The organism is Fulvivirga ligni, from assembly GCF_021389935.1.
GTDB classification, from domain to species: domain Bacteria; phylum Bacteroidota; class Bacteroidia; order Cytophagales; family Cyclobacteriaceae; genus Fulvivirga; species Fulvivirga ligni.
Genome location: NZ_CP089979.1, coordinates 810,912 through 831,075, shown reverse-complemented (window position 1 = coordinate 831,075; position 20,164 = coordinate 810,912). Strand labels below are relative to the sequence as shown.

The 20,164-nt window shown below is 38.0% G+C and carries 20 protein-coding genes; 19 read left to right on the top strand and 1 reads right to left on the bottom strand.

Annotation, left to right across the window (positions count from 1 at the left end; all coding sequences use genetic code 11):
• Nucleotides 1-80: 80 nt before the first annotated feature.
• From LVD16_RS03690 to LVD16_RS03630, 13 genes are all read left to right on the top strand, one after another.
• Entirely contained in the window at nucleotides 81-542 is a 462-nt protein-coding gene (locus tag LVD16_RS03690; RefSeq protein ID WP_233772238.1) for a thioredoxin family protein, read from the top strand.
• On the top strand, nucleotides 543-1,589 hold the full coding sequence (locus LVD16_RS03685; RefSeq protein ID WP_233772237.1) for an FAD:protein FMN transferase: 1,047 nt from the start codon (nucleotides 543-545) through the stop codon (nucleotides 1,587-1,589). It begins immediately after the preceding gene.
• A 19-nt stretch (nucleotides 1,590-1,608) separates the two neighbouring features.
• Nucleotides 1,609-1,803: a DUF4266 domain-containing protein gene (locus tag LVD16_RS03680; RefSeq protein ID WP_305039002.1), complete on the top strand. Its 195-nt coding sequence runs from the start codon at nucleotides 1,609-1,611 to the stop codon at nucleotides 1,801-1,803.
• Nucleotides 1,794-3,029 carry a DUF3570 domain-containing protein gene (locus LVD16_RS03675; RefSeq protein ID WP_233772235.1) on the top strand — a complete coding sequence of 412 codons (1,236 nt, stop codon included), beginning with the start codon at nucleotides 1,794-1,796 and terminating at the stop codon, nucleotides 3,027-3,029. The genes LVD16_RS03680 and LVD16_RS03675 overlap by 10 nt, the downstream gene beginning before the upstream one ends.
• Before the next feature lie 18 nt (nucleotides 3,030-3,047).
• Nucleotides 3,048-5,192, top strand: a complete 2,145-nt coding sequence (locus tag LVD16_RS03670) for a protein-disulfide reductase DsbD family protein (protein WP_233772234.1) — start codon at nucleotides 3,048-3,050, stop codon at nucleotides 5,190-5,192.
• 125 nt (nucleotides 5,193-5,317) lie between these two features.
• Nucleotides 5,318-5,629, top strand: coding sequence for a hypothetical protein (locus LVD16_RS03665; protein WP_233772233.1), 312 nt, complete (start codon nucleotides 5,318-5,320; stop codon nucleotides 5,627-5,629).
• Nucleotides 5,630-5,739: 110 nt separating this feature from the next.
• Entirely contained in the window at nucleotides 5,740-6,258 is a 519-nt protein-coding gene (locus LVD16_RS03660) for a hypothetical protein (protein WP_233772232.1), read from the top strand.
• 683 nt (nucleotides 6,259-6,941) lie between these two features.
• A complete protein-coding gene (locus tag LVD16_RS03655; protein ID WP_233772231.1) occupies nucleotides 6,942-7,766 on the top strand; it encodes a hypothetical protein in 825 nt (274 codons plus the stop codon).
• 20 nt (nucleotides 7,767-7,786) lie between these two features.
• Entirely contained in the window at nucleotides 7,787-8,584 is a 798-nt protein-coding gene (locus LVD16_RS03650) for a hypothetical protein (RefSeq protein ID WP_233772230.1), read from the top strand.
• 95 nt (nucleotides 8,585-8,679) lie between these two features.
• Nucleotides 8,680-9,156 (top strand): hypothetical protein, encoded by a 477-nt coding sequence (locus LVD16_RS03645; protein WP_233772229.1) that lies wholly within the window; start codon nucleotides 8,680-8,682, stop codon nucleotides 9,154-9,156.
• A 48-nt stretch (nucleotides 9,157-9,204) separates the two neighbouring features.
• Entirely contained in the window at nucleotides 9,205-9,402 is a 198-nt protein-coding gene (locus LVD16_RS03640; RefSeq protein ID WP_233772228.1) for a hypothetical protein, read from the top strand.
• Between the two features lie 31 nt (nucleotides 9,403-9,433).
• Nucleotides 9,434-10,102: a hypothetical protein gene (locus LVD16_RS03635; RefSeq protein ID WP_233772227.1), complete on the top strand. Its 669-nt coding sequence runs from the start codon at nucleotides 9,434-9,436 to the stop codon at nucleotides 10,100-10,102.
• Between the two features lie 24 nt (nucleotides 10,103-10,126).
• Entirely contained in the window at nucleotides 10,127-10,609 is a 483-nt protein-coding gene (locus LVD16_RS03630; RefSeq protein WP_233772226.1) for a hypothetical protein, read from the top strand.
• Between the two features lie 43 nt (nucleotides 10,610-10,652).
• Here LVD16_RS03630 and LVD16_RS03625 read toward each other — a convergent pair whose 3' ends face one another.
• Complete coding sequence (locus LVD16_RS03625) at nucleotides 10,653-13,451, bottom strand: carbohydrate-binding protein (protein ID WP_233772225.1); 2,799 nt, start codon at nucleotides 13,449-13,451, stop codon at nucleotides 10,653-10,655.
• A gap of 443 nt (nucleotides 13,452-13,894) precedes the next feature.
• Between LVD16_RS03625 and LVD16_RS03620 the strand changes: the two genes are divergently transcribed.
• From LVD16_RS03620 to LVD16_RS03595, 6 genes are all read left to right on the top strand, one after another.
• A complete protein-coding gene (locus LVD16_RS03620; RefSeq protein ID WP_233772224.1) occupies nucleotides 13,895-15,355 on the top strand; it encodes a glycosyltransferase family 2 protein in 1,461 nt (486 codons plus the stop codon).
• Nucleotides 15,356-15,506: 151 nt separating this feature from the next.
• Entirely contained in the window at nucleotides 15,507-16,337 is an 831-nt protein-coding gene (locus tag LVD16_RS03615; protein WP_233772223.1) for a class I SAM-dependent methyltransferase, read from the top strand.
• Between the two features lie 347 nt (nucleotides 16,338-16,684).
• Nucleotides 16,685-17,803 (top strand): hypothetical protein, encoded by a 1,119-nt coding sequence (locus LVD16_RS03610; protein ID WP_233772222.1) that lies wholly within the window; start codon nucleotides 16,685-16,687, stop codon nucleotides 17,801-17,803.
• Between the two features lie 205 nt (nucleotides 17,804-18,008).
• On the top strand, nucleotides 18,009-18,476 hold the full coding sequence (locus LVD16_RS03605) for a hypothetical protein (protein ID WP_233772221.1): 468 nt from the start codon (nucleotides 18,009-18,011) through the stop codon (nucleotides 18,474-18,476).
• Nucleotides 18,477-18,478: 2 nt separating this feature from the next.
• Nucleotides 18,479-19,477: a helix-turn-helix domain-containing protein gene (locus tag LVD16_RS03600; protein WP_233772220.1), complete on the top strand. Its 999-nt coding sequence runs from the start codon at nucleotides 18,479-18,481 to the stop codon at nucleotides 19,475-19,477.
• A gap of 106 nt (nucleotides 19,478-19,583) precedes the next feature.
• Nucleotides 19,584-20,066 carry a hypothetical protein gene (locus tag LVD16_RS03595; RefSeq protein WP_233772219.1) on the top strand — a complete coding sequence of 161 codons (483 nt, stop codon included), beginning with the start codon at nucleotides 19,584-19,586 and terminating at the stop codon, nucleotides 20,064-20,066.
• The last annotated feature ends 98 nt before the right edge of the window (nucleotides 20,067-20,164 follow it).

The window sequence follows — 20,164 nt, the reverse complement described above, 5'->3', positions numbered from 1 at the left end:
TGTAGAATTATTGTTAAAAAATGTAATAGCACCCAACCTTCTCTAACGCTATTACGTGCTGTGACTAAAAGAATTTGATTATGAAAAAAATGAAATATATAACGCTGGCATTTTTACTTAGTGTAGTTTCTTTGTCGGTATTTGCCCAGGATGGTGAAAGCATTTGGCGCACTGATTTTGAGGCAGCCATAAAAGAGGCGAAAGCCGAAAATAAACCGGTATTGATCAGTTTTGCTGGCTCGGATTGGTGCAAACCATGTATTAAACTTACCAGAGAGGTGTTTGAGGATCAAAAGTTTCAAGAATACGCGAAAGAAAACTTAGTATTAGTTTTGGCAGATTTTCCCAGACTAAAGAAAAATGCCATTCCGAAAGAGCAAGTAAAAGCTAATGAAGCTCTGGCGGCAAAGTATAACAATGACGGAGCATTTCCTTTGGTGGTGCTAGTGGATGGAGATGAAAATGTAATTGCTAAAACAGGTTATCAGGCTGGTGGCAGTGAAAACTTTATTAACTATTTAGAAAAAGTTATCAACAATTAAGTGAATAAGTCCTTTATCATTCTTCTTTTACTGTTTACAAGTCTTTCAAGTCAGGCTCAAAACCAGGCGCATAAAAAAGTACTGAAGCTCATGGGCTCTCGTTTTGAGATCACGGCAGTTTCAGATGATGAGGCTTTAGCTTGGGAGAGCATAAATGCTTGTATTGAAGAAGTAACAAGAATTGAAAAGGTGATATCTTCTTGGGATGAAAATTCTCAAACCAGTAAAATCAACAGAGATGCTGGCATTGCCCCTGTGGTTGTGGATAAAGAGCTATTTGATCTTATTGCCAGAGCAAAAAAAATATCTGACTTAACGAATGGAGCTTTTGATATTTCGTATGCATCTGTGGATAAGATCTGGAAATTTGATGGTTCTGTAAAAGATTTGCCAACAGCTGAAGAAGTGGCTCAATCGGTCTCAAAAATTAATTATCAAAATATAATCTTAAACTATGATGATCATTCTGTTTTTCTAAAGGAGGCCGGAATGAAAATTGGTTTCGGAGCCATTGGAAAAGGTTATGCCGCTAATAGAGGTAGAGAGATTATGCGCTCCATGGGTATAAAAAGTGGAATTGTAAATGCCAGTGGAGATTTACTTACCTGGGGAAAAGAGGCTGATGGCAGTGACTGGACCATAGGCATAGCAGATCCAAAAAATAAAACTCATGTGCTTGGCTGGCTAAATGTAGGCGAGATGGCAGTAGTTACTTCTGGCAACTATGAAAAGTTTATTGATATCAATGGCAAAAGATATAGCCACATCATTGACCCGCGAACGGGATATCCGGTGCAGGGTTTAAAAAGTGTTACAATCATTTGCCCAAATGCTGAGCTTTCAGATGCTCTAGCCACGTCTGTTTTTGTACTCGGAAAAGAAAAAGGTCTGGCTTTAATCAACCAGCTAAAAGGAATAGAATGTTTTTTAGTTGATGACCACGATGAGCTAAGCTATTCCAATAATTTGAAATTAAATTATTATAAAAATAATACGGTAGCCGAGCAGGATACCACACTTTATAACGTAGGACATGAAAAGAACTAAATTATGGTTAGCGGCCCTGATGATAATAGGTCTTGGGGGAGTTACGCAGAGTTGTGTTTCAGTAGCTGCATATCAGAAAGTTTACCTCAATGATGAAAATATGGAGCTGAATGCCAGAAAGGTTGAGGTTTTTGAAACCAATTTTGAAGCGTACCGCGAAGGAGCCTCCGGCGCCAATGGTGGTAAAACAGGGGGAGGATGCGGATGCAATTAAGAATAAGTTTATTTGCTGGGTTGTTACTATGTTCATCAGTAGTACTGGCTCAGGATGATCAAAGTGAGGAAGGAAAGAAGTTAAACGAAACGGAAGTCAACTTTTTGTTTAACTACTACGAGCAGGATGGAAATAATGCTGCAGTTACTGGAGGCAAGGGTACGGAAGAATTGACGAACGTGGCACCGGCAGTAATGATTATCATTCCGTTAGATACCACCAAAACATTGTCTGCTTACTTTGGGTTTGACCACTATTCATCAGCGTCGTCTGATCAGATAGGAAAAGCCAATGTTTCTTCAGCTTCAAGTGCTGATACGCGTTCCTATATTAACGCTACTTATTCCGTAAAAAGGCCAAACAATTCTACTTATAGCATTAAGGCAGGTTTTAGTACTGAATTTGACTACACTTCTTCCTCTTTTGGCTTTGGCTGGGCAAAGGAGTTTAATAACAGCAACACAGAGATCAACATTAGTGGGTTAGCATACATTGATAAATGGAAATTGATTTATCCCACTGAGTTGAGAGATGGTACACAATTAGTAGATACTGATAAGAGACAATCGTATAATTTTTCTGCCAACCTTGCCCAGGTTTTGACTAAACGATTACAAGCCTCTTTGTCTTTGGAATATGTTTATCAGACCGGGCTTTTGTCTACACCTTTTCATAGAGTTTATTTCAATGATGGAATCAATGATTTAAACTCAAAGACAGTAATGGTTGAAAAGCTGCCAGATTCAAGAACTAAAATTCCAATTGGCTTGCGCGTTAATTATTATCTGAATGACCTCATTATTCTTCGAGGCTATTACCGCTACTATCATGATGATTTTGACATAGATGCTCACACTGTAAACCTGGAAGTGCCGGTGAAGGTGACCAGCTTCTTCACTGTTTATCCTTTCTTTAGATATCACCAGCAAACGGCTTCTAAATATTTTGCACCATTTGGCCAGCATGAGGAAACAGAGGAATATTATTCTTCTGATTATGACCTTTCGGCACTCACAAGTACAGCCATGGGTTTGGGACTAAAATATTCACCATTATATGGATTGGCCAGGTTTAAAGGACCATTTTCAAGCAAAACAAAACGCATCACAACTTTTAAAAGTGTAGACGTTCGCTTTGCGGATTATACCCGTACAGGTGATAATCCTGGCGGTGGTGGCGATCTTGACGCATATTCTGTTAGTTTTGAGTTAACTTTTGTGTTTTAAAGAAAACTAGAAATTTAAATGAAGCGCACCGCCACTCTTATAGCAGCACTGCTTTTTTTATTGTTCCATGTGCAGGCTCAGGTAAAGACACCTTCTACCTGGAAAACATCTGCCAGTAAGCAAGAGGTAAAAGTAGGAGAGGAAATAGAATTAATTTTCGAGGCCACCATAGATCCAGAGTGGTACCTATACTCATCAGATTTTGATCCTGATTGTGGTCCTATGGTTACTACTTTTCATTTTAATGGGAATGAGAGTTTTGAATTAATTGGTGATATCCAGGCGATTAAACCCATTGAAAAATTTGATGATGTCTTCGAATGTAATGTTAGGATATTCAAAAAGCATGGTGAGTTTAGGCAAAAAATCAAAGTATTATCACCTGATTTAAAGGTTACTGGAAATTATGAATTTCAAGTTTGTTCGGATATCAGTGGCCAATGTATTCCATTCGATTATGATTTTGAGTTTTCTAAATTCAAGGTTTCTGAAGCTATAGAAAGCATAACTCCGAAACCAGTTGATGAAAAACCAAAAGTAGCGCCGACTAAAGCCGAAGAAGCTGGGGCACCTTCACAGGAAGATAAGGCCAAGGTTTCAGAAACAAAAGATAGCGCAGCGGCCACATCAGAGGTAGATGAGCAATCGAAGGAAAATACCTCAGTTCAGCCAAAATATGATCCGGCAAAAAATACAGGTCCCATAATGGATGAGACCATGAAGATGAACTCAAAAAAGGATCAGTCCTTACTTTGGTTTATGATAGTGGCTTTCGTTGCCGGTCTTACTGCCCTACTAACTCCATGTGTTTTTCCTATGATTCCGATGACGGTGAGCTACTTCACTAGCAAAAAACATGGTGTGGGTAAAGCATTAATTTATGGTTTATCAATCATTGTAATTTATACGCTAATAGGATCAGCACTGGCACCAATTATGGGGCCGGAAACTGCTAATAGTCTGGCGACAGATTGGCTTCCAAATGTAATTTTCTTTACAATCTTCATCGTATTTGCATTGTCGTTTTTCGGTCTGTTTGATATCACCTTACCTAATTCCTTTGTTAATTCTGTAGATCAGAAGGCAGATAAGGGCGGCATGGTAGGCGTGTTTTTCATGGCCTTTACCTTGGTGCTGGTTTCATTTTCTTGCACAGGCCCCATAGTAGGAAGTTTATTGGTAAGCTCTGCAGGTGGTGAGGTGCTTAAGCCGGTGTTGGGAATGTTTGCCTTTTCATTGGCTTTCGCTATTCCGTTTACGGTTTTTGCAATTTTTCCAGGTTTGATGAATAACCTGCCAAAATCAGGGGGTTGGTTAAACTCGGTTAAGGTCATCCTTGGTTTTATAGAACTAGCCATGGCATTTAAATTCCTCAACATCGCTGATCAGGCTTATCACTGGGGTATTTTGGATAGAGAAATTAACATTGCTATCTGGATCGTAGTAGGAGCCATGATGGGATTTTACCTATTAGGGAAAATCAGATTACCTCACGACAGCAAGCTGGAAATAATTACCGTACCACGTCTAATACTAGCAATACTCACTTTCACATTTGTTATTTATCTGATACCAGGGATGTGGGGAGCTCCCTTGAAAGCCCTTGCTGGTTATCTGCCACCTATGCATACTCATGATTTTAATGTAACAACAGTGGTGGAAACAGAGAGTGAAATTGAAAATTGTGAAGAACCTAAATATGCTGATTTTCTTCACTTACCCCACGGAATAAGTGGATATTTCGATTACGATCAGGCCTTGGCATGTGCCAGAGCACAGAATAAACCGCTCTTTATAGATTTTACGGGACATGGCTGTACTAACTGTCGTGAAATGGAAGCAGTAGTTTGGTCAGACCCCGAAGTGCTGAAAAGATTGAAGGAAGATTACGTGGTAGTAGCTTTATATGTAGATGATAAAACAGAACTTCCAGAAGAAGAATGGTATACTTCTAAATACGATGATAAGGTAAAGAAAACCATTGGTAAGCAAAACGCCGACTTACAAATTACTAACCTTGACAATAACGCCCAACCATTTTATGTGCTAGTCGGAGCAGATGAAAAAGTGTTAGTAGAACCGGTAGCTTACGACAAGGATGTTCAAAATTTCATAGATTTCCTAGACACCGGCAAACGGAAGTATAATGAAATGTATAAATAATCAAAAGGCCGGTCATTGATCGGCTTTTTTGTTTAGAGAGTTTTAATTAGTATTATTGAAGGTTCGAGACATAATAGTTGTCTTTTGTCAAAACAAAATATATTACTAATTAAAACTTTTTTAACATGATAGTTTGGTCTGGCAGAGGTTTCCTCTCAGTGCTCATTTTATTTCTCTCCTTTGCTCTTTGCGTTTCTATTTTACCTAAAGATCTGAGCAATTATGCATTTGTGGTGGCATGTCTTGCCGCAGGCGCATTCAGTTGGTTCATGGGAAAAAAATGGAACGAACAAGAAGGTCAAATAGTGATTGACAAGGCTACAGGTCAGGAAATAAACCTTAAACCAAATCATTCTTTATTTTGGATTAAGCTTCAGTACTGGGGAATCATATTTGGCGTACTGGCCCTTGTTTTCTTGGTTCAGATTTTTGTATAGTCAAAAGAGCTATTTTATCAACCTCAGAATTTGTACAGCCGATTATATCGACTGTTTTTATTTATGGCAAAAGAAATTTACTCTTAAAAATAAGAGTCCAATATTTAAAAGTGGAAGAATATATCAGAGATGTTGTTTGTAGCGTAATTGCTAATGAATGTTCTAAAGACATCATTGATAGGGTATTATGTCACTTTCTTCCGAATCATAAGGAAATAAACCTCGATTATTGTAATCCTCCAGATAATTTAAATTATCAATTTAAAAGTGAGGATGAGATGATTCGTTATTTCATTGATCATAAAAATCTAAGCCAAACGTTTTATTGGAATCAAGACAATGATAATCCGCATAAAATTATGGTAGGAGCCAATATATTATCGGATGATAAATTGGTAATGAGTTTAACGCTGAATGGAACTAAGCAAATCTGTCATAAATACTTTCTGGAAATAAAACATATGCTTCATTCGGAGATTGGTGTAATAAGCTACGTAGATCCACCCGAATATGAAAATGGAGCAGATTTTATTCGACGCTATCAATTTAGTAGCAAGCTAACTATTGATGAAAAGTATAAATTTCCAACCGACTTATGGAAAAGCATTCGGCGGAAACTCAAATTTTAAGTTCTCCAGTCTTTTGCAGAAAGCCTACCCTTCGAGTACCTCAGGGTGACTTTGTAAGTGCAACTAGTTTGGCTTAATGAAACGGTTTCTAATAATGCTTTCAAGTAAAACCATCCCAGGTCAGTCTGAGGCCCTCGAAGACTAAGACCGGTTTTATGGCAATGGCTTCATTTCGATGATTCTGCTCTTTTAAAGTTCTTGCGTACTCAAGGTTCTAAAGAAAGTCTACTCTTCGAGTACCTCAGGGTGACTTTGTTAGAGTAACTAGTTTGGCTTAAGTAACAGTTTTTATTATTGCTCTCAAGTAAAACGAACCTAGGTCAGTCTGAGGCACTCGAAGACTAAGACCGGTTTTATGTAAACGGATTCATTTCGATAATTCTGCTCTTGTAAACTTGTTGCGCCTTCAAGGCTTTGCAGAAAGTCTACCCTTCGAGTGCCTCAGGGGGACTTTGCTAGAGTAACTAGTTTGGCTTAATGAAACAGTTTTTAATAATATTTTCACGTACAACCACCTTAGGTCAGTCTGAGGCTCTCGATGACTAGACCGGTTTTATGAAAACGGTTCTGATTCAATATGCACAGGCCCTCCGTCTTTTTAATAGGTTAATTATTAGCAGTCAATTACTTATTCAAAAATAGATGTATATACTTGTGCTTAAAATTTAACTATTCAACTATAAATGATAAAAGTAAAGGTATATCAGATTAATGGAGATGATGAAAGGGAGTTGATACGTGAAGAGACTATAAATGATCAAGGCTTGGTTCAATCTGTTGTCAACTATGAAGATTATTCTCCAACATATATTACAACGGAATATGATGAAAAGGGTCAAATAATCAAGGAAGTCGAAGAACAGGATGGTGTTGAGCTCTCTAGAACAGAAGTGATTTATAATGAAGATGGCACGGCCATTAATAATAAGCATTTCATATCAGGCGAACTGTTCGAAGAACATGTGGTCGACATTTTTGATGGGGGAAAGACAGAAAGAAGCATTCAGTATGGCGAAGAAATTTCAAGAATGGCAGAAAGTAAAGATGGTATCCAGTCAGTCAGAGAGTTTTTTAACAATGGAGTTCTTGATGAAAAGCACATTTTGACTTTTGATAAAGCCTCTAATACTGAGGGTATTCAAGTGCTGGATGCTGATGATAAACTGTTAAGCAACAGAAAAACCGTCTATAATGATGAAGGCTACGTCACTCTTTATCAGGAAAGAAGTGAATCTGATCAGATCATTATTTCTGAAGAATCAGAATATAAAGATGGACTACTCATCTCTGAATTGAAAAAGGATTTTTACAGTAACAACCACTATAAAATCACCTATGGATATGATGATCATGGGAACAATGTAAGTATAGAGGTAAGAACATTAAGTGATAAGCTGTTGCAATTCAAAAAGATGGAATATGACGATGAGAATAGCTTAATACATGAGTCAGGTCTAATGCATGGTGAAGATCTTACGCTCGATTATGAATATGAGAAATTGAATTAAAAAGTATTCAGCAATTATCTATGTTCATCGAAATACTCAAATACGGTTTTCTTGTTATTTTCTTTGCTACCGCCATTATTGGGATAGCAGCTATACCGGGTTGGATAAAAATTCCTGATTATTACCGAAAACGTATATTCATTGCGCTGATTCTGGAAGTGGTGGGAGTAATTATCATCCTTTTTAAGCAAGAAATGGTGGTGAGCAAAACTTTATCAGAGCCTAAAATTACGGTGAGTCCAACTAATTGGACAGCCTTTGATGAGAACGGCATTTTAATCCAGCCGGAGCTGACGGTGAAAACTGGAGATACAGTGATGACTCAGAAATTGGGAAATACTTCATATTCCGCATTTAAGAACCTGCATGGACAGAGAACGAAAAATGGTTTGATCATAAAGAACAGTGAAGACGAAATTCTCGGTCAAATCAGTTTAGGTGAAACCGGTTTATTTAATTCCTTTAAAACAGCCAAAAATGAAATCACGTCCACTGAAAACTATGCCTACATTAAATGGACGAAGGAAAGAAAAGGAGAATGGTTACAAAGTGGCTCCTTCCTTGGGCCTTTTCAATTTCTGGTATCAGATTATTACAAAGGCACTTTTTATATGATTAAAAATGGTGATCAGGTAATTTTTGATAGTAGAGAGAGCTCTAAAAACCTGTTTTCTGCTGATAATCGCATCATCCATTTTTTCGAGCAGGACCATGTTTTCTACCTTTTCAGAATAGCCTGGGCCGATTTAAAGGAGAAAGACAAATATATCCACGTGATCAATGTGCGGATGGAACCGACTTTGAGAGAGGTTAACTAATAATCCGGTCCATAATATTGATAAGCGATTTCAGGCCTGATTTTGTGTTAAGATTCTTAATTCAATAAATTGTTATTTTAATCATTAAATCAGGTATGGGATATTATACAAGAGTGTTTTGCACTACTAAAAAGAAACCAACAGTAAGTCAAATACTACAAAACCTGAAATTAAATGGCTTCAATGCCAGTTCAAATTTGTCAGAGCCAGAGTTAATGTCTGATGATTGGACCCATTTTGAGTTATTTTATAAAGAAGGTAAACTCCCCATTTTAGTTGAAGTAAACGAGATAGAAGCATCTGATGGACTGGCTGAAGAAGAAATAGAGGAGTTTAAAGAAGCAATTGGTAAACCAGGATGGTTTGATTCTAAAAAGAAAAAAGTTCTTAAGCATTTAAGCAAGACCAGTTTCATTTTATGCAACCAGCTACCAACCTCAGATATTGATGATGATGATGGGTATGCTATAAATGGTGAGTTAATGGACTTTTTTAGGCGTGAATGTGAAGGTATGATACAATGTGATGCAGAAGGTTTTTATTCTGAAGGGAAGCTTATTCTGGAGGAGTAAAGTGGACAGTAATACTTTATGTTATACATCACTTAAATCAATATTATTATGCGAGTTACTACAATCATATTCACATTATTGATTCTATTAGCATGTGATGGAGGAAAGGGAAAGTCTGACACCAAAAATGATAGGCTAGAACTGGTTTCTGAGCCTGATAGAGATCTTAGGGAACAATATGAAAAACAGCAAAAAGATAGTTTGGTAAAGGATAGTACGGAATTATTTGGGGAGGAATTAAAATGAGGTGTTCAAAAATAAAAAGCATTAGAAGAGAATGAAAATCCATGAAGAACTCATTGAATTGGCGACCAGGTATTCACTCAAAGAGAAGGCTTTAGCTATGGTTGTTAAGGTGCTAGATTCCAGTATTGAGGCCGACAAAGAGTTAGGAATTGATTTTTTGGAAGGTAATAATAAAGAAGATTTAACTTTTGAGTTTGGTAGATTCGAATTCCGTATTGATAAAGGGAATCATTGTAAGCTTGTAACAATTATTGATATCTATTCCGCAAAGATTGATCGATCAAATTATGACCTGCCCGTTGGTTATTATGAGGTGTGGACCGATATGGATGGAGAGCCTCTAGATCATTTCTTAATATTTGATTGGTCTCCACTAACTCTCAATATGAACCATCATATTGAACAGATAAATAGCACCGTTCCTCTGAGATATTTTAAAAGGAATATTTTGCAATATGAATTTACCACTTATGTCAATCATGTAATTGCTTTATCTCAGGGAAAACAATATGTGATGGCAATGGCCTTTGTTAGGCGCAGTCTTGATTTTTTAGAAAGCAACGATAGAAAAGAAATAGACGAAACATATTTGATCCACTGCCAAGACCTTTTTAAGAACCTCTATCAATTTGTTATTAATAATAATTTAGTTGATTTTGATAGACTGTCTGAAAGTCGGATCAGAGAGAGGTTATTCTAGACTATTTAAATTAAATTAACTCAGATGAAACCAATAAAACGGACTATCCTTATAGCTTTTACCTCGATATATCTTTTGATGGTGTTTTTCACCTCAATTTCTTTAAATATTGCTTTTAAAAAGCGGATAGAGATTAAATGGGTGAAAATTTCAATTCGTTCAATCTCTGTTTTAAATGCATTAGTAGTTTATGGTTTGGTTATTATCAATCTGGTTAACCCATTTGCCTGGAATAATTTTAGCGTTGAAAGTTTTTATAGCGAAAGGGTTGATGGAAGAATCTTTAATGCTTACTTCAGACCTGTCGGCGCTTATGCTGGTGGAGAAGGTAATTTTTGGATAACAGAAATTCCTAAGTTTTTACCATTTATTGAAATTGAAAAGTTTCATGATAACGCTGTACTTTGGGATTTCCGTGCCACGGAGTGGGAAGGTGAACCAGTTAATCAAAATGAAGTAGTTAAAGACTATATCAAGGATAATGTTTTAGCTAAAGATGATAATTAATCAAAAACAAAAGGCTGCAGCACCCTGCAACCTTTAATCCTAATCACTCCTTCACAAATCGTTTCATTAAAGTCGTTTTACTATCGCTGATCTGAAGCAGGTAAATGCCTGGTCGCAGGTCAGAAATATCTAGCGTGTGGTTGGTGGTGGTCGCCGTTTTCACTGGCTGTCCTTTGCTGTTGATTACTGTTATTGCCAGCTTCTCGGCTTCTTTAAAACCTTGTATTGTTATCTCGCTCTCTGCCGGGTTTGGATATATGGTAACATCAGCTACTCTTTTGGCCATGGCTTTAGTTGCTTCCCTTGCACCTGTGACGGTTGAGGCCGAACTTATTTGTATCCAGTTAATATTCCAACCGCCATTTTGAGCGTATACTCCTAAACTGTAGGTGCCAGCGTTTATGCTCACGGTTTGAGACACTGTGGTCCAGTTTTGCCACCCACCTGTAGATGGAATGCCCACCTCACCCAGCACAGTTGCTCCGGCGTCAAGATCCAGAGAAAGCCTGCCGCCACCGCTCATACTGGCCACCCGGTATTCTATCAGATAGTTACCCGAGCTGGGAATATTAACATTAGTATACGCCATCCAGTCGCCCGCTTCTATGTAGCCAACATTTAGTCCCCCGCCGGTATCAGTGGTGTTTTCGGTTTGGATGCCCGACATGCTGCTGTAGTCCTCGGCTTCTATCAATGTGGAAAAGTTGTTGGTAGCAGCTCTTACTTTTGCTGAAGAAATCCAGTTATCAATGCCATTGTTATCCAGGCAGTTATCATCGGCAGTGAAGGTATAGCTGGCGCCAGTGAAGTTGTAATCCTGGAAAACTTCTATTTCATAGCCAGGAGCCACTTTTAGTGAGGAGGCCACATCATTAGCCATGCCCAGGTTGATAAGCGCGAACATATCATAATCCCCCACGGCAAGTCCGGCGGAAGCACCACCGTAATTACAGTCAGCAAAAAGGGTGGCTGCATAAGTTGGCTGAACGGTGATCGAGAAATCCTTAGATCTAATACAGCCAGTAGAAGAAGTATTGGTGGCCGTATAAATACCGCTTTGGCTTTGCTGTAAATTGCTTAGCGTCACTTGTCTCTGACTGCTGCTAAAATTGGGTCCGTTCCAGCTCCAACTGCCGTCATTGGGCTGTGGTGATAGAGTGACTGATCCCCCTTCGGATACCGCTGCCTCATCAGTAGCCTGAAGGCTACCTCCGTTTATGGAAAGGTATGGCGTTATGGGTGTTGAGCTACAGTTAATGCTCAGCGAGGAGGTGCTATCATTCCAGCTGTTTCCTACCAGGCAGCTGTTATTGGCAGTAATGGTAATCGATTCGCCGTTCAGGTTAGCACCTTTGTAAAGCGTTACTTCATAACCACTGGTCAGAGCGATGGAAGATATGTCTTTATTCCTCAAACCAAAGGCTTGCAAATCAGTAAGAGAATAATCTCCAGCGGTAAGATTCACAGCCTGTCCGTTAAAGTTGCAATCTTTATAAAATACGGCCGTGGGAGAAACTACTTCTACTTTTACAGAGCTAATATTATCATTGAAAGTAGCCCCCACATAATTACTATTCGATGTCCTTACCAGTGAGTCGCCCTGAAAATTATCATTCAAATACATGGTGATTTTGTAGCCGTCTCTCACCTTCACCGATGTTATTTGATTATCAGGCATACCTCTGAATTCCAGATCTGCCGTGGTATATTTCCCTATCGGAAGGCCGGTGGAATAAAAACCAGCATAGTCAACATCTCTAAAAATCGCCACGGGATCAGGTTGTTTGATGCTTCCACCCGGTGTGTTGCCCATTTCAGCAAACCCTCTGGCGGCTGATGCCTGGTAAAGTAATGCCGGATTTCCTGAAGCTTCGGGATCGTTCCACCATTCAGGGTAGCGACCAGCACCATCTTTACAGTTGGTATGCAGATAATTAAGAAAGCCCGCGGCAATGTTGAGCCAGTTCGGATCGCCATCCAGGTTATATAACTCTACATAAGCGGCCGACATGTCATGACCACCCCATTGACCGGTTTCTGCCAGAGCATGGGTATTGTAATTGATATAAACTGTTTCCATGGCCAGTCCCATGTGCTTTGCGTCATTATAGTAAGTTTGGTTGCCGCTAATTTGAAATAGCCGAATGGCCGCCTGTGTGATCACCGCATTTTCATATCCCCGATAACCACCACCTAGCCCGAAGCGGTTGGCTTTCACCCAGTTATAGAGTCGAAGGCCGTCAGTATAATACTGTTGCTCGCCAGTAGCTTGATAGATCATGAGGTTGGTGACCATGGTGGGAGCTGTGCCGCACAGACATTGACCTTCCGTATCACCTTCATGCCATTTAATACCACCTCCCGGGCTTTCGCCAGATCTGTTCTCGCCAGACATGCTAAAGGCAATGGTTTCCTTCGCTCTATTGAGATAAGTGGTGTTTGAGGTTAGTTGATATAATTCCATCAAGGCCTTAGCCATCCAGGCATTATCATCATAATATCTATCTCCGCAGGAATTGGCCGAGGCATTGTACCCCCAGCGATTGTTGGTAAAGCACCAGTATTTGTCATGTATTTCATTAGCCAGGGCCTCAGCCATAGCGATTTTTCTACCGGCTATCAGGGCATGCAACTGCACACCGATGGGCCAGTTGAAAGCTATATTCTGAGTACTGGTAGTCTCCCGATAAAGATTACTATTGGGTAAGCGGAAATCCTGGTCTATCTGAGAAAAGGTTTCTGTACCCCATTGTTTAAAAGTGTTTCCAGTTTGTGCTTTTAGAGAATAGGAAAGCACAGCGAGAAGCAAAAGCATCACGCTCGAGCGTAATTGGTTCATCATTAGGTTTAGGTTAAGTTGAAAATTATGTAGTTAACCATCATGAAGACATGATGGTGCCAAAAGATAAGTTAGTCAATTCCCTCACCTATTGCATTTTAAACCGATTTAGCGTAATCGTGTCAGGGTAAGATATTGATGGGAAAATTATTAAATCGTTGAGTTTATTGACTTTCAAATCGGCTCTTACAGGAGATCAGCCACTCTGGATTCCTACAACTTTGGAAAAAAGTGTAGGAAAATCCTACAATGTGTTGGGGCTTCATTATAGCATAAAACACTTTAAAATGGCTAAAATAGTCATTTTGAGAACTTTATGCTCACTGGCTCAGTCTTTGACAATTACAATCAGCAATGGCGCAAATGTAACTGCACCTTACGATGTAAGTAGTTTTTAAGTGATTACATCAAAGAAACCATAGGCGCCGCAATTATCAATTTTAACTATGTCTTTAACTGAAATGAACATAAAAAACCAACCAAACCAGTCTATAAATGAGTCTACAAAAGGCTCTGGCAAACTTTCAGGTTCTATCAAGAGCCAACTTTCGCAAATGACCCCCACAGCTTATTTTGTGCTTTTTGGTACTTTCTTGCTGATGTGTGGTGCTGTCTATCTCATATTTGCACTTCAGTCTAGTTTTGAGGAGGTACACTTAGAAAGAATGAGTACATCATGGGGTGTTCCATTAATCGTATTGAGCCTTACTTTATTAACATTGAAAATTTCGTTTTTGGTGTTCATATTGGTACTCTTCCTCAAGTATAAGCCAATAAAATCTGTTGCTGATGAGTTATTGCCAGTGACTACCGTGATAGTGCCAGCCTACAATGAGGGTAAACTGGTATATGAAACATTAATGAGTTTGGCTGAAAGTGATTTTCCTGAAGAAAAACTTCAAATGCTGGCCATAGATGATGGTAGTAAAGATGACACTTGGGAGTGGATGCAGAAAGCAAAAGAAGTTTTAGGTTCAAGAGTAAACATTTTACAGCAGCCTGAAAATAAAGGTAAGAGACATGCCCTTTACAGAGGTTTTAATTTAGGTAAAGGTGAAGTATTCGTAACTGTAGATAGTGATTCTATAGTTAAGGAGGATACTTTAAGAAATATGGTGAGCCCGTTTGTAGTTAATAAAGAATGTGGTGCTGTAGCAGGTAATGTGAGAGTGTTAAATAATCAAAAAGCACTAATACCACGTATGCTGAACGTTAGCTTTACATTTAGTTTTGAGTTTGTGCGTTCTGCACAAAGCGTGTTGGGTTCAGTACTTTGTACTCCGGGTGCGCTATCAGCTTACAGAGCTAAAGCTGTGAAAGCATGCTTGCCTCAGTGGATTAATCAAACCTTCATGGGTCAGGTGTCTGATATTGGTGAAGACAGAGCTATGACCAACATGATTTTGAAACAAGGTTATAAAGTGCTATTCCAAAGAGACGCTTACGTGCTTACAAATACACCAGAGAGATATAAGAACTTATATAAGATGTTCATCCGATGGGAAAGAAGTAATGTAAGAGAAAACATTATGATGAGTAAATTCGCCTTTACTAATTTCCGTAAAGGACCCAAAACGGGTACAAGAATACTTTTATTAAACCAGTGGTTGAAAGTGATCTTATCATATCCGATGATCATGCTGATGTTATTCTTCGTATTTACTCATCCGCTATTATTCATCACCTCGACTTTAGTAAGTATTATGGTGTTCTCAAGTATTCAGGCATTCTTCTTTGCGAGAAGACATAATATCAGAGAATGTTTATGGGCATATCCTTATAGTATATTCTACACATTCTCATTATTCTGGATTACACCATATGCCATTGCTACTGCTAGCAGAAGAGGCTGGTTAACAAGGACTTTACCTGAAAATGGTAAAAAACTACAAGGTGCAGTTTCATAATATATTTCTAGTTGATGACATATTATAAACTGGAAAAACCGGCTTTCAATAGCCGGTTTTTTTTATGCTTTAGGTTTATTTATGACTTTTCTCATTCGTGTTTGAATTATTTTTTGTAAGTTGATATAGTCTCACCTTAAAACTGATAATTATGGAAGATCTAGCCACCAGTTTAAAAGAGCATTATTCAAAAGATGAACTTTATGAAGACATCCTTACCAGACTTCGAGAAAGCGATGTAGATATTAACCATGTTTCAAGAGACCATATTTCCGCGGTGGACGAATTTCACGTGCGAGGAGCAGCCGTCTCTAAAGAGCTGGCCCAATCAATACAACTTCAAGGACTTAAAGTACTTGATGTCGGTTGTGGTTTGGGTGGTCCATGCCGTATGCTTGCAGATGATTATAATTGCAATACAGTTGGCATTGACCTCTGCCAAGAATATATCCGTACAGCTACAGCACTTACCAAGCTGGTAAAGTTGAGTGATAAAAGCTCTTTCATTCAAGCCGACGCTACTGAGCTTCCTTTTGATGAATCTAGCTTTGATGTAGTGTGGACACAACATGTACAAATGAATATTGCAGACAAAAGAAAATTTTATTCTGAAATAGATAGAGTATTAAAGCCCGGGGGCCATTTATTGTATTATGATATTTTAAGAAAAAACTCCGGTGACATTGCTTATCCCATGCCATGGGCAAGTAGCCCTAAACAGAGTTTCTTATTTACTTCAGAAGATATGGAAGTAGTTCTTGATCACCTGAATTTCAGAAAGATAGCCTCAAAAGATCAGACAGGTGCCGGTATTGAATTCTTTGAAAATCTGATGAATAAACTCCAAGCGTCGGGTCCGCCAAAGCTGGGATTAAATGTTTTAATGGGCGAATCTACCAAGCCCAAACTAGTGAATTTGCTGAACCATCTTAAGTCTGGATTGTTAAAGCTGGAGAGTGGGACTTATCAGAAAATTGATTAAAAATTTACTTTACTAGTTAGTTAACCAATATTTACCGGTTATCCTTTCTATGAGAAGAGTATAAATAGTTTTAAATTGCGTGCTTAAATAAAGCTGTCTAAAATTTAAAGCAAATAGCTTTTTTCAACTATTATGGATAGCTACTTTTATATTAATCCTCATACTACTACTGTGCTAAAATTTGAGAATTAATAAAAGGTTTTGAAGTGCCATGACTGTGATCATTAGATTACAGAACAAAATTAATATGTTAATAATCCGTTTGGTTCATCAGTGCCTCTATTAATCTTTAAATTTATCTGTTAATTATTATAGTTGCTGAATTTCAACCCAAACTCTATAGTTAGATGCCCAGTAATAAGTTATTTTCTACATTAATCAATTTTCATGAAAAATTGGTTTCCTTTCAGCATAAGCTGATCAAAGGTAATGCTATATCCTTTATCATTTTGATCGGTTTAAGTATAGCCATGGCTTATCAGAGTGCGCACCTTTCCAGGCAGTTTGATACTAACCGGCAGAATTTTCAGACACTAACATATGGTATGGAGTCATATAAGGACTCTATAAAGGTGGCTTGGCAGCCCAGAATTTTTAGTAACTATTTATCTACTGAGCTATCTGAAGCTACTGCCAGTCTTACAGGTAAATCGCTCACTTCTGAAAAAAATGTAGCGCTTACTGTAGGTACTTGGACTGTGTTCTGGTTCGTACTTATTGGCCTCACATATATATACTTATTTGGAAGGCAAAGCATATTCTATATTATAGGGACTTTTGCTGCCATGGTTTTTGGCTATGTTCCGCAACTACTGCGGATTTACCCTTGGGACATGCCAATAGTGCTGGGGTTTGTTTTGTTTATGGCCCTTCTCTTCAAGAAAAAGTATAATTGGATGCTATTGCTTTTACCATTGGCCATGGGTTTTAAAGAAACAGCCTTAGTACTTTGCCTGGGTTTCCTATTAATCGATCAGCCTTGGAAAATGCGTGTAAAATATTTCCTGATCTCAGGAGTGTTGTCTGTAACGGTTAAGGTGATTATTGACATAATGCTTGGTACACCACTTCCATTTTTCACGATGGAGCACGCCCATCTGGTAGATAATAAGCCTCAAGGTCTTTATTTATTCTACAATATTAAGATCTTCTTATATCAGTTCTCAATGCCATTATTTGTAAATGGCGGTATGCTATTGGCGTTTATCCTAATTCCTTCATTCAGTAGAGAGGCCAAGATTATGAAGGTAATTTCTTACGCTTTCATTGCATCTATTCTTCTTTTCGGAATAATTCTGGAATATAGAATTTTCTTTGAGCTGATTCCATTCTGTCTTTACTACCTGTCTCAATTCATGAATGCCAAAACCAATCATGTTGAAGAGGAGGATTATCCTGAAATAGAAATAGAGAAGCCTGAAAAATCCAGCAAAACATATGAAGAGATGGCGGAATTAATGGCTTAAGTTATTCATTCTTAATTCCATGAAAAAAAGAGAATCTAGCAATTCTAATTACACAACTCTCCGGGATTTTCCTAAAAACTCCGTATTCTGACCAAAAAAATCTATTTTTAGTACCATTGTCATACCTTTTTCCATCTTTATAATTCTTCGGGTGGTAAAGGTGTACTATAGTTTTGCATTTATGTAAAACCAAAAAAATATGATCATGAGATTATTGAAAGGAATATTGTTTACTACCTTGTTGCTCACTTGTTTAAACCTGGCATCAGCACAGAATAACAAAAGCGAGCCCAGAAAAAAACCAGAAAATTTTGTTTACCCTTCCAGCCCTGCTACACTATCTACTAGTAGAGGCATTGAATTTAAAGATGATTCCAAAGTTGAGGAGGTAGCGATAACAATAGATAAGGAGACTAATGATTTTACACTTGAAATAAAAAGTAGAGTTACGCGAGGGTCTGTAACCATTGAAATATATCAACCTGATGGTGATATATTAGGACATTTTTCTGTGGCAACACAAATCTCATCTAAAAGCGAAATTGTAAATGGTAATTATGTGAAAACCCTGCTGAGCCCTCAGGAAGGTGATTGGAAAATTAAGATTATTCCAAACAAGGCGTCAGGAGAAATAGCCATTGAATCTTCAATGCATGTTAATAAAAGACAATAAGAATGCAGAAGGCTTTGATTTTGACTATAATCTTCCGCCTGATTTTAGGAGATTTATTTGGAGCGGATCCTAAAGAAAATGGGAAGGGCTATATTGATGGAATAGTCAAGCTGGATGATTCTTGGGATAGAAAGGTATACCTTTCATACATACCTACTTTTGAGGATATGTATAGTATGTCCAGTCAGATGATCCTCGCAAAAAGTAATATTGATAGCACCGGACATTTTAAGATTGACATCAGCTTTCTTCCAGAACAAAATCAGTTGCTTAGGCTCCATATTTCCAAAAAGAATGACAGTCCATATTCTTTAGTTATTGGTGGTAAGGACGAGAATCATTTGTTCTTACTTGCTTCAAAACATTCAGTGATTGAATTGGAAAGTGAGAGTCAGCGTCCTCCGTTTAGATATGTAAAATTTGATGGTGGTGATAATCTTGCTTTCCAGCAGATTACGGATTTGGTTTATAGAAATGATAGTATTGCTTCATATAGCACTGAAGCTAAGAGGCAATTTCTAGAAAATGAAATGCAAAGAGAGCTGCTATACATGGCGGATACGGCAAAAACACCTTTAGTGTCACTTTATGCAGTTTATAAAAGTAATTTTCATGGCCATATAGATCAGAACAAAAGTTTTTATAATGGCTATTTGGAAAAGTGGCAAGATGAAGACAATGATTACTTTAATGCTTTCAGGGCAGAAATACCAATAAGTGCTACACCTGCAAATGAATTTTCCTGGTGGTGGTTGGTTTCAGCTATGCTTTGTGTGGCTGTTGGTATCATGATCGGAAAGATGGGCTTAACCAAAAATAGAACCTTGAAAAGGTTAAGTGTTCAGGAAAGAAAGATTTATGAGTTGCTGAAGAAAGGTGCTTCTAATCAGGAAATTTCAGATGAATTTAATATCGGAATAAGTACGGTGAAAAGTCATATTTCAAGCATCTATACAAAATTAAAAGTGAAGTCTAGAAAAGATTTAATTAATATGGATTAAATCGCTATGATTCTTATCAGTTTAGGAAAGCTTTTGGTCCGCATTATTAGCGTAGACGATTTTAGGCGCTAACTTAAATGTTAGACAACTACTGATCTCTGGACTTATGAAATACCTATTATTAATTATCTTCTTTAGCACAAACGCACTCTTCGCATATTCTCAGAGCTTACCTAAGCCTGAATTTACTAACGTGCCTTACTGGTGGAACAGTGCTAGCAATAGCTTAACACTGCTTTCTAAGGAAACTCCAGATATAAAGTTTGGGTTTTGGATGGGAATGAAGTTTTCCGGCAATAAGTCTGAGCTGGAAATTCCACAAAATCAGTTACGACTGTTAATTCATTCTAGCCAGCTAAATATGCAACATCTGAAGCTGTGTAAGCTGAAGATGAAAAAGAAGAGAAGGCAGGTGGCTCTTGTTAAACTGGGTTTTGGAGTAATTAACATTCAAGAAGAAAATCTTGTTGATTTTAACCTTAAACCAGCAGGTGAAAATATATACGAAATAGTGCTGTCCGATAGTTTACCACCAGGCCAATATGCCTTTATAAATGCACTGGACGCTTTTACCTTCTCAGTGAAGTGACCTTCTGATGTGGCAATATGCTCACGATGGTCTAAGTTTTCCACAGATATTGGTGTGTCTAAAGTGGATAGAACGTATTAGAGCAATATTCTTTAATG

Bases quoted from the DNA above. Each gene is read 5' to 3' on its own strand.
- LVD16_RS03690 (WP_233772238.1), top strand. From the start codon at position 81: ATGAAAAAAATGAAATATATAACGCTGGCATTTTTACTTAGTGTAGTT.
- LVD16_RS03680 (WP_305039002.1), top strand. From the start codon at position 1,609: ATGATAATAGGTCTTGGGGGAGTTACGCAGAGTTGTGTTTCAGTAGCT.
- LVD16_RS03675 (WP_233772235.1), top strand. From the start codon at position 1,794: ATGCAATTAAGAATAAGTTTATTTGCTGGGTTGTTACTATGTTCATCA.
- LVD16_RS03670 (WP_233772234.1), top strand. From the start codon at position 3,048: ATGAAGCGCACCGCCACTCTTATAGCAGCACTGCTTTTTTTATTGTTC.
- LVD16_RS03665 (WP_233772233.1), top strand. From the start codon at position 5,318: ATGATAGTTTGGTCTGGCAGAGGTTTCCTCTCAGTGCTCATTTTATTT.
- LVD16_RS03655 (WP_233772231.1), top strand. From the start codon at position 6,942: ATGATAAAAGTAAAGGTATATCAGATTAATGGAGATGATGAAAGGGAG.
- LVD16_RS03650 (WP_233772230.1), top strand. From the start codon at position 7,787: ATGTTCATCGAAATACTCAAATACGGTTTTCTTGTTATTTTCTTTGCT.
- LVD16_RS03645 (WP_233772229.1), top strand. From the start codon at position 8,680: ATGGGATATTATACAAGAGTGTTTTGCACTACTAAAAAGAAACCAACA.
- LVD16_RS03640 (WP_233772228.1), top strand. From the start codon at position 9,205: ATGCGAGTTACTACAATCATATTCACATTATTGATTCTATTAGCATGT.
- LVD16_RS03635 (WP_233772227.1), top strand. From the start codon at position 9,434: ATGAAAATCCATGAAGAACTCATTGAATTGGCGACCAGGTATTCACTC.
- LVD16_RS03630 (WP_233772226.1), top strand. From the start codon at position 10,127: ATGAAACCAATAAAACGGACTATCCTTATAGCTTTTACCTCGATATAT.
- LVD16_RS03625 (WP_233772225.1), bottom strand. From the start codon at position 13,451: ATGATGAACCAATTACGCTCGAGCGTGATGCTTTTGCTTCTCGCTGTG.
- LVD16_RS03620 (WP_233772224.1), top strand. From the start codon at position 13,895: ATGTCTTTAACTGAAATGAACATAAAAAACCAACCAAACCAGTCTATA.
- LVD16_RS03615 (WP_233772223.1), top strand. From the start codon at position 15,507: ATGGAAGATCTAGCCACCAGTTTAAAAGAGCATTATTCAAAAGATGAA.
- LVD16_RS03610 (WP_233772222.1), top strand. From the start codon at position 16,685: ATGCCCAGTAATAAGTTATTTTCTACATTAATCAATTTTCATGAAAAA.
- LVD16_RS03605 (WP_233772221.1), top strand. From the start codon at position 18,009: ATGAGATTATTGAAAGGAATATTGTTTACTACCTTGTTGCTCACTTGT.
- LVD16_RS03600 (WP_233772220.1), top strand. From the start codon at position 18,479: ATGCAGAAGGCTTTGATTTTGACTATAATCTTCCGCCTGATTTTAGGA.
- LVD16_RS03595 (WP_233772219.1), top strand. From the start codon at position 19,584: ATGAAATACCTATTATTAATTATCTTCTTTAGCACAAACGCACTCTTC.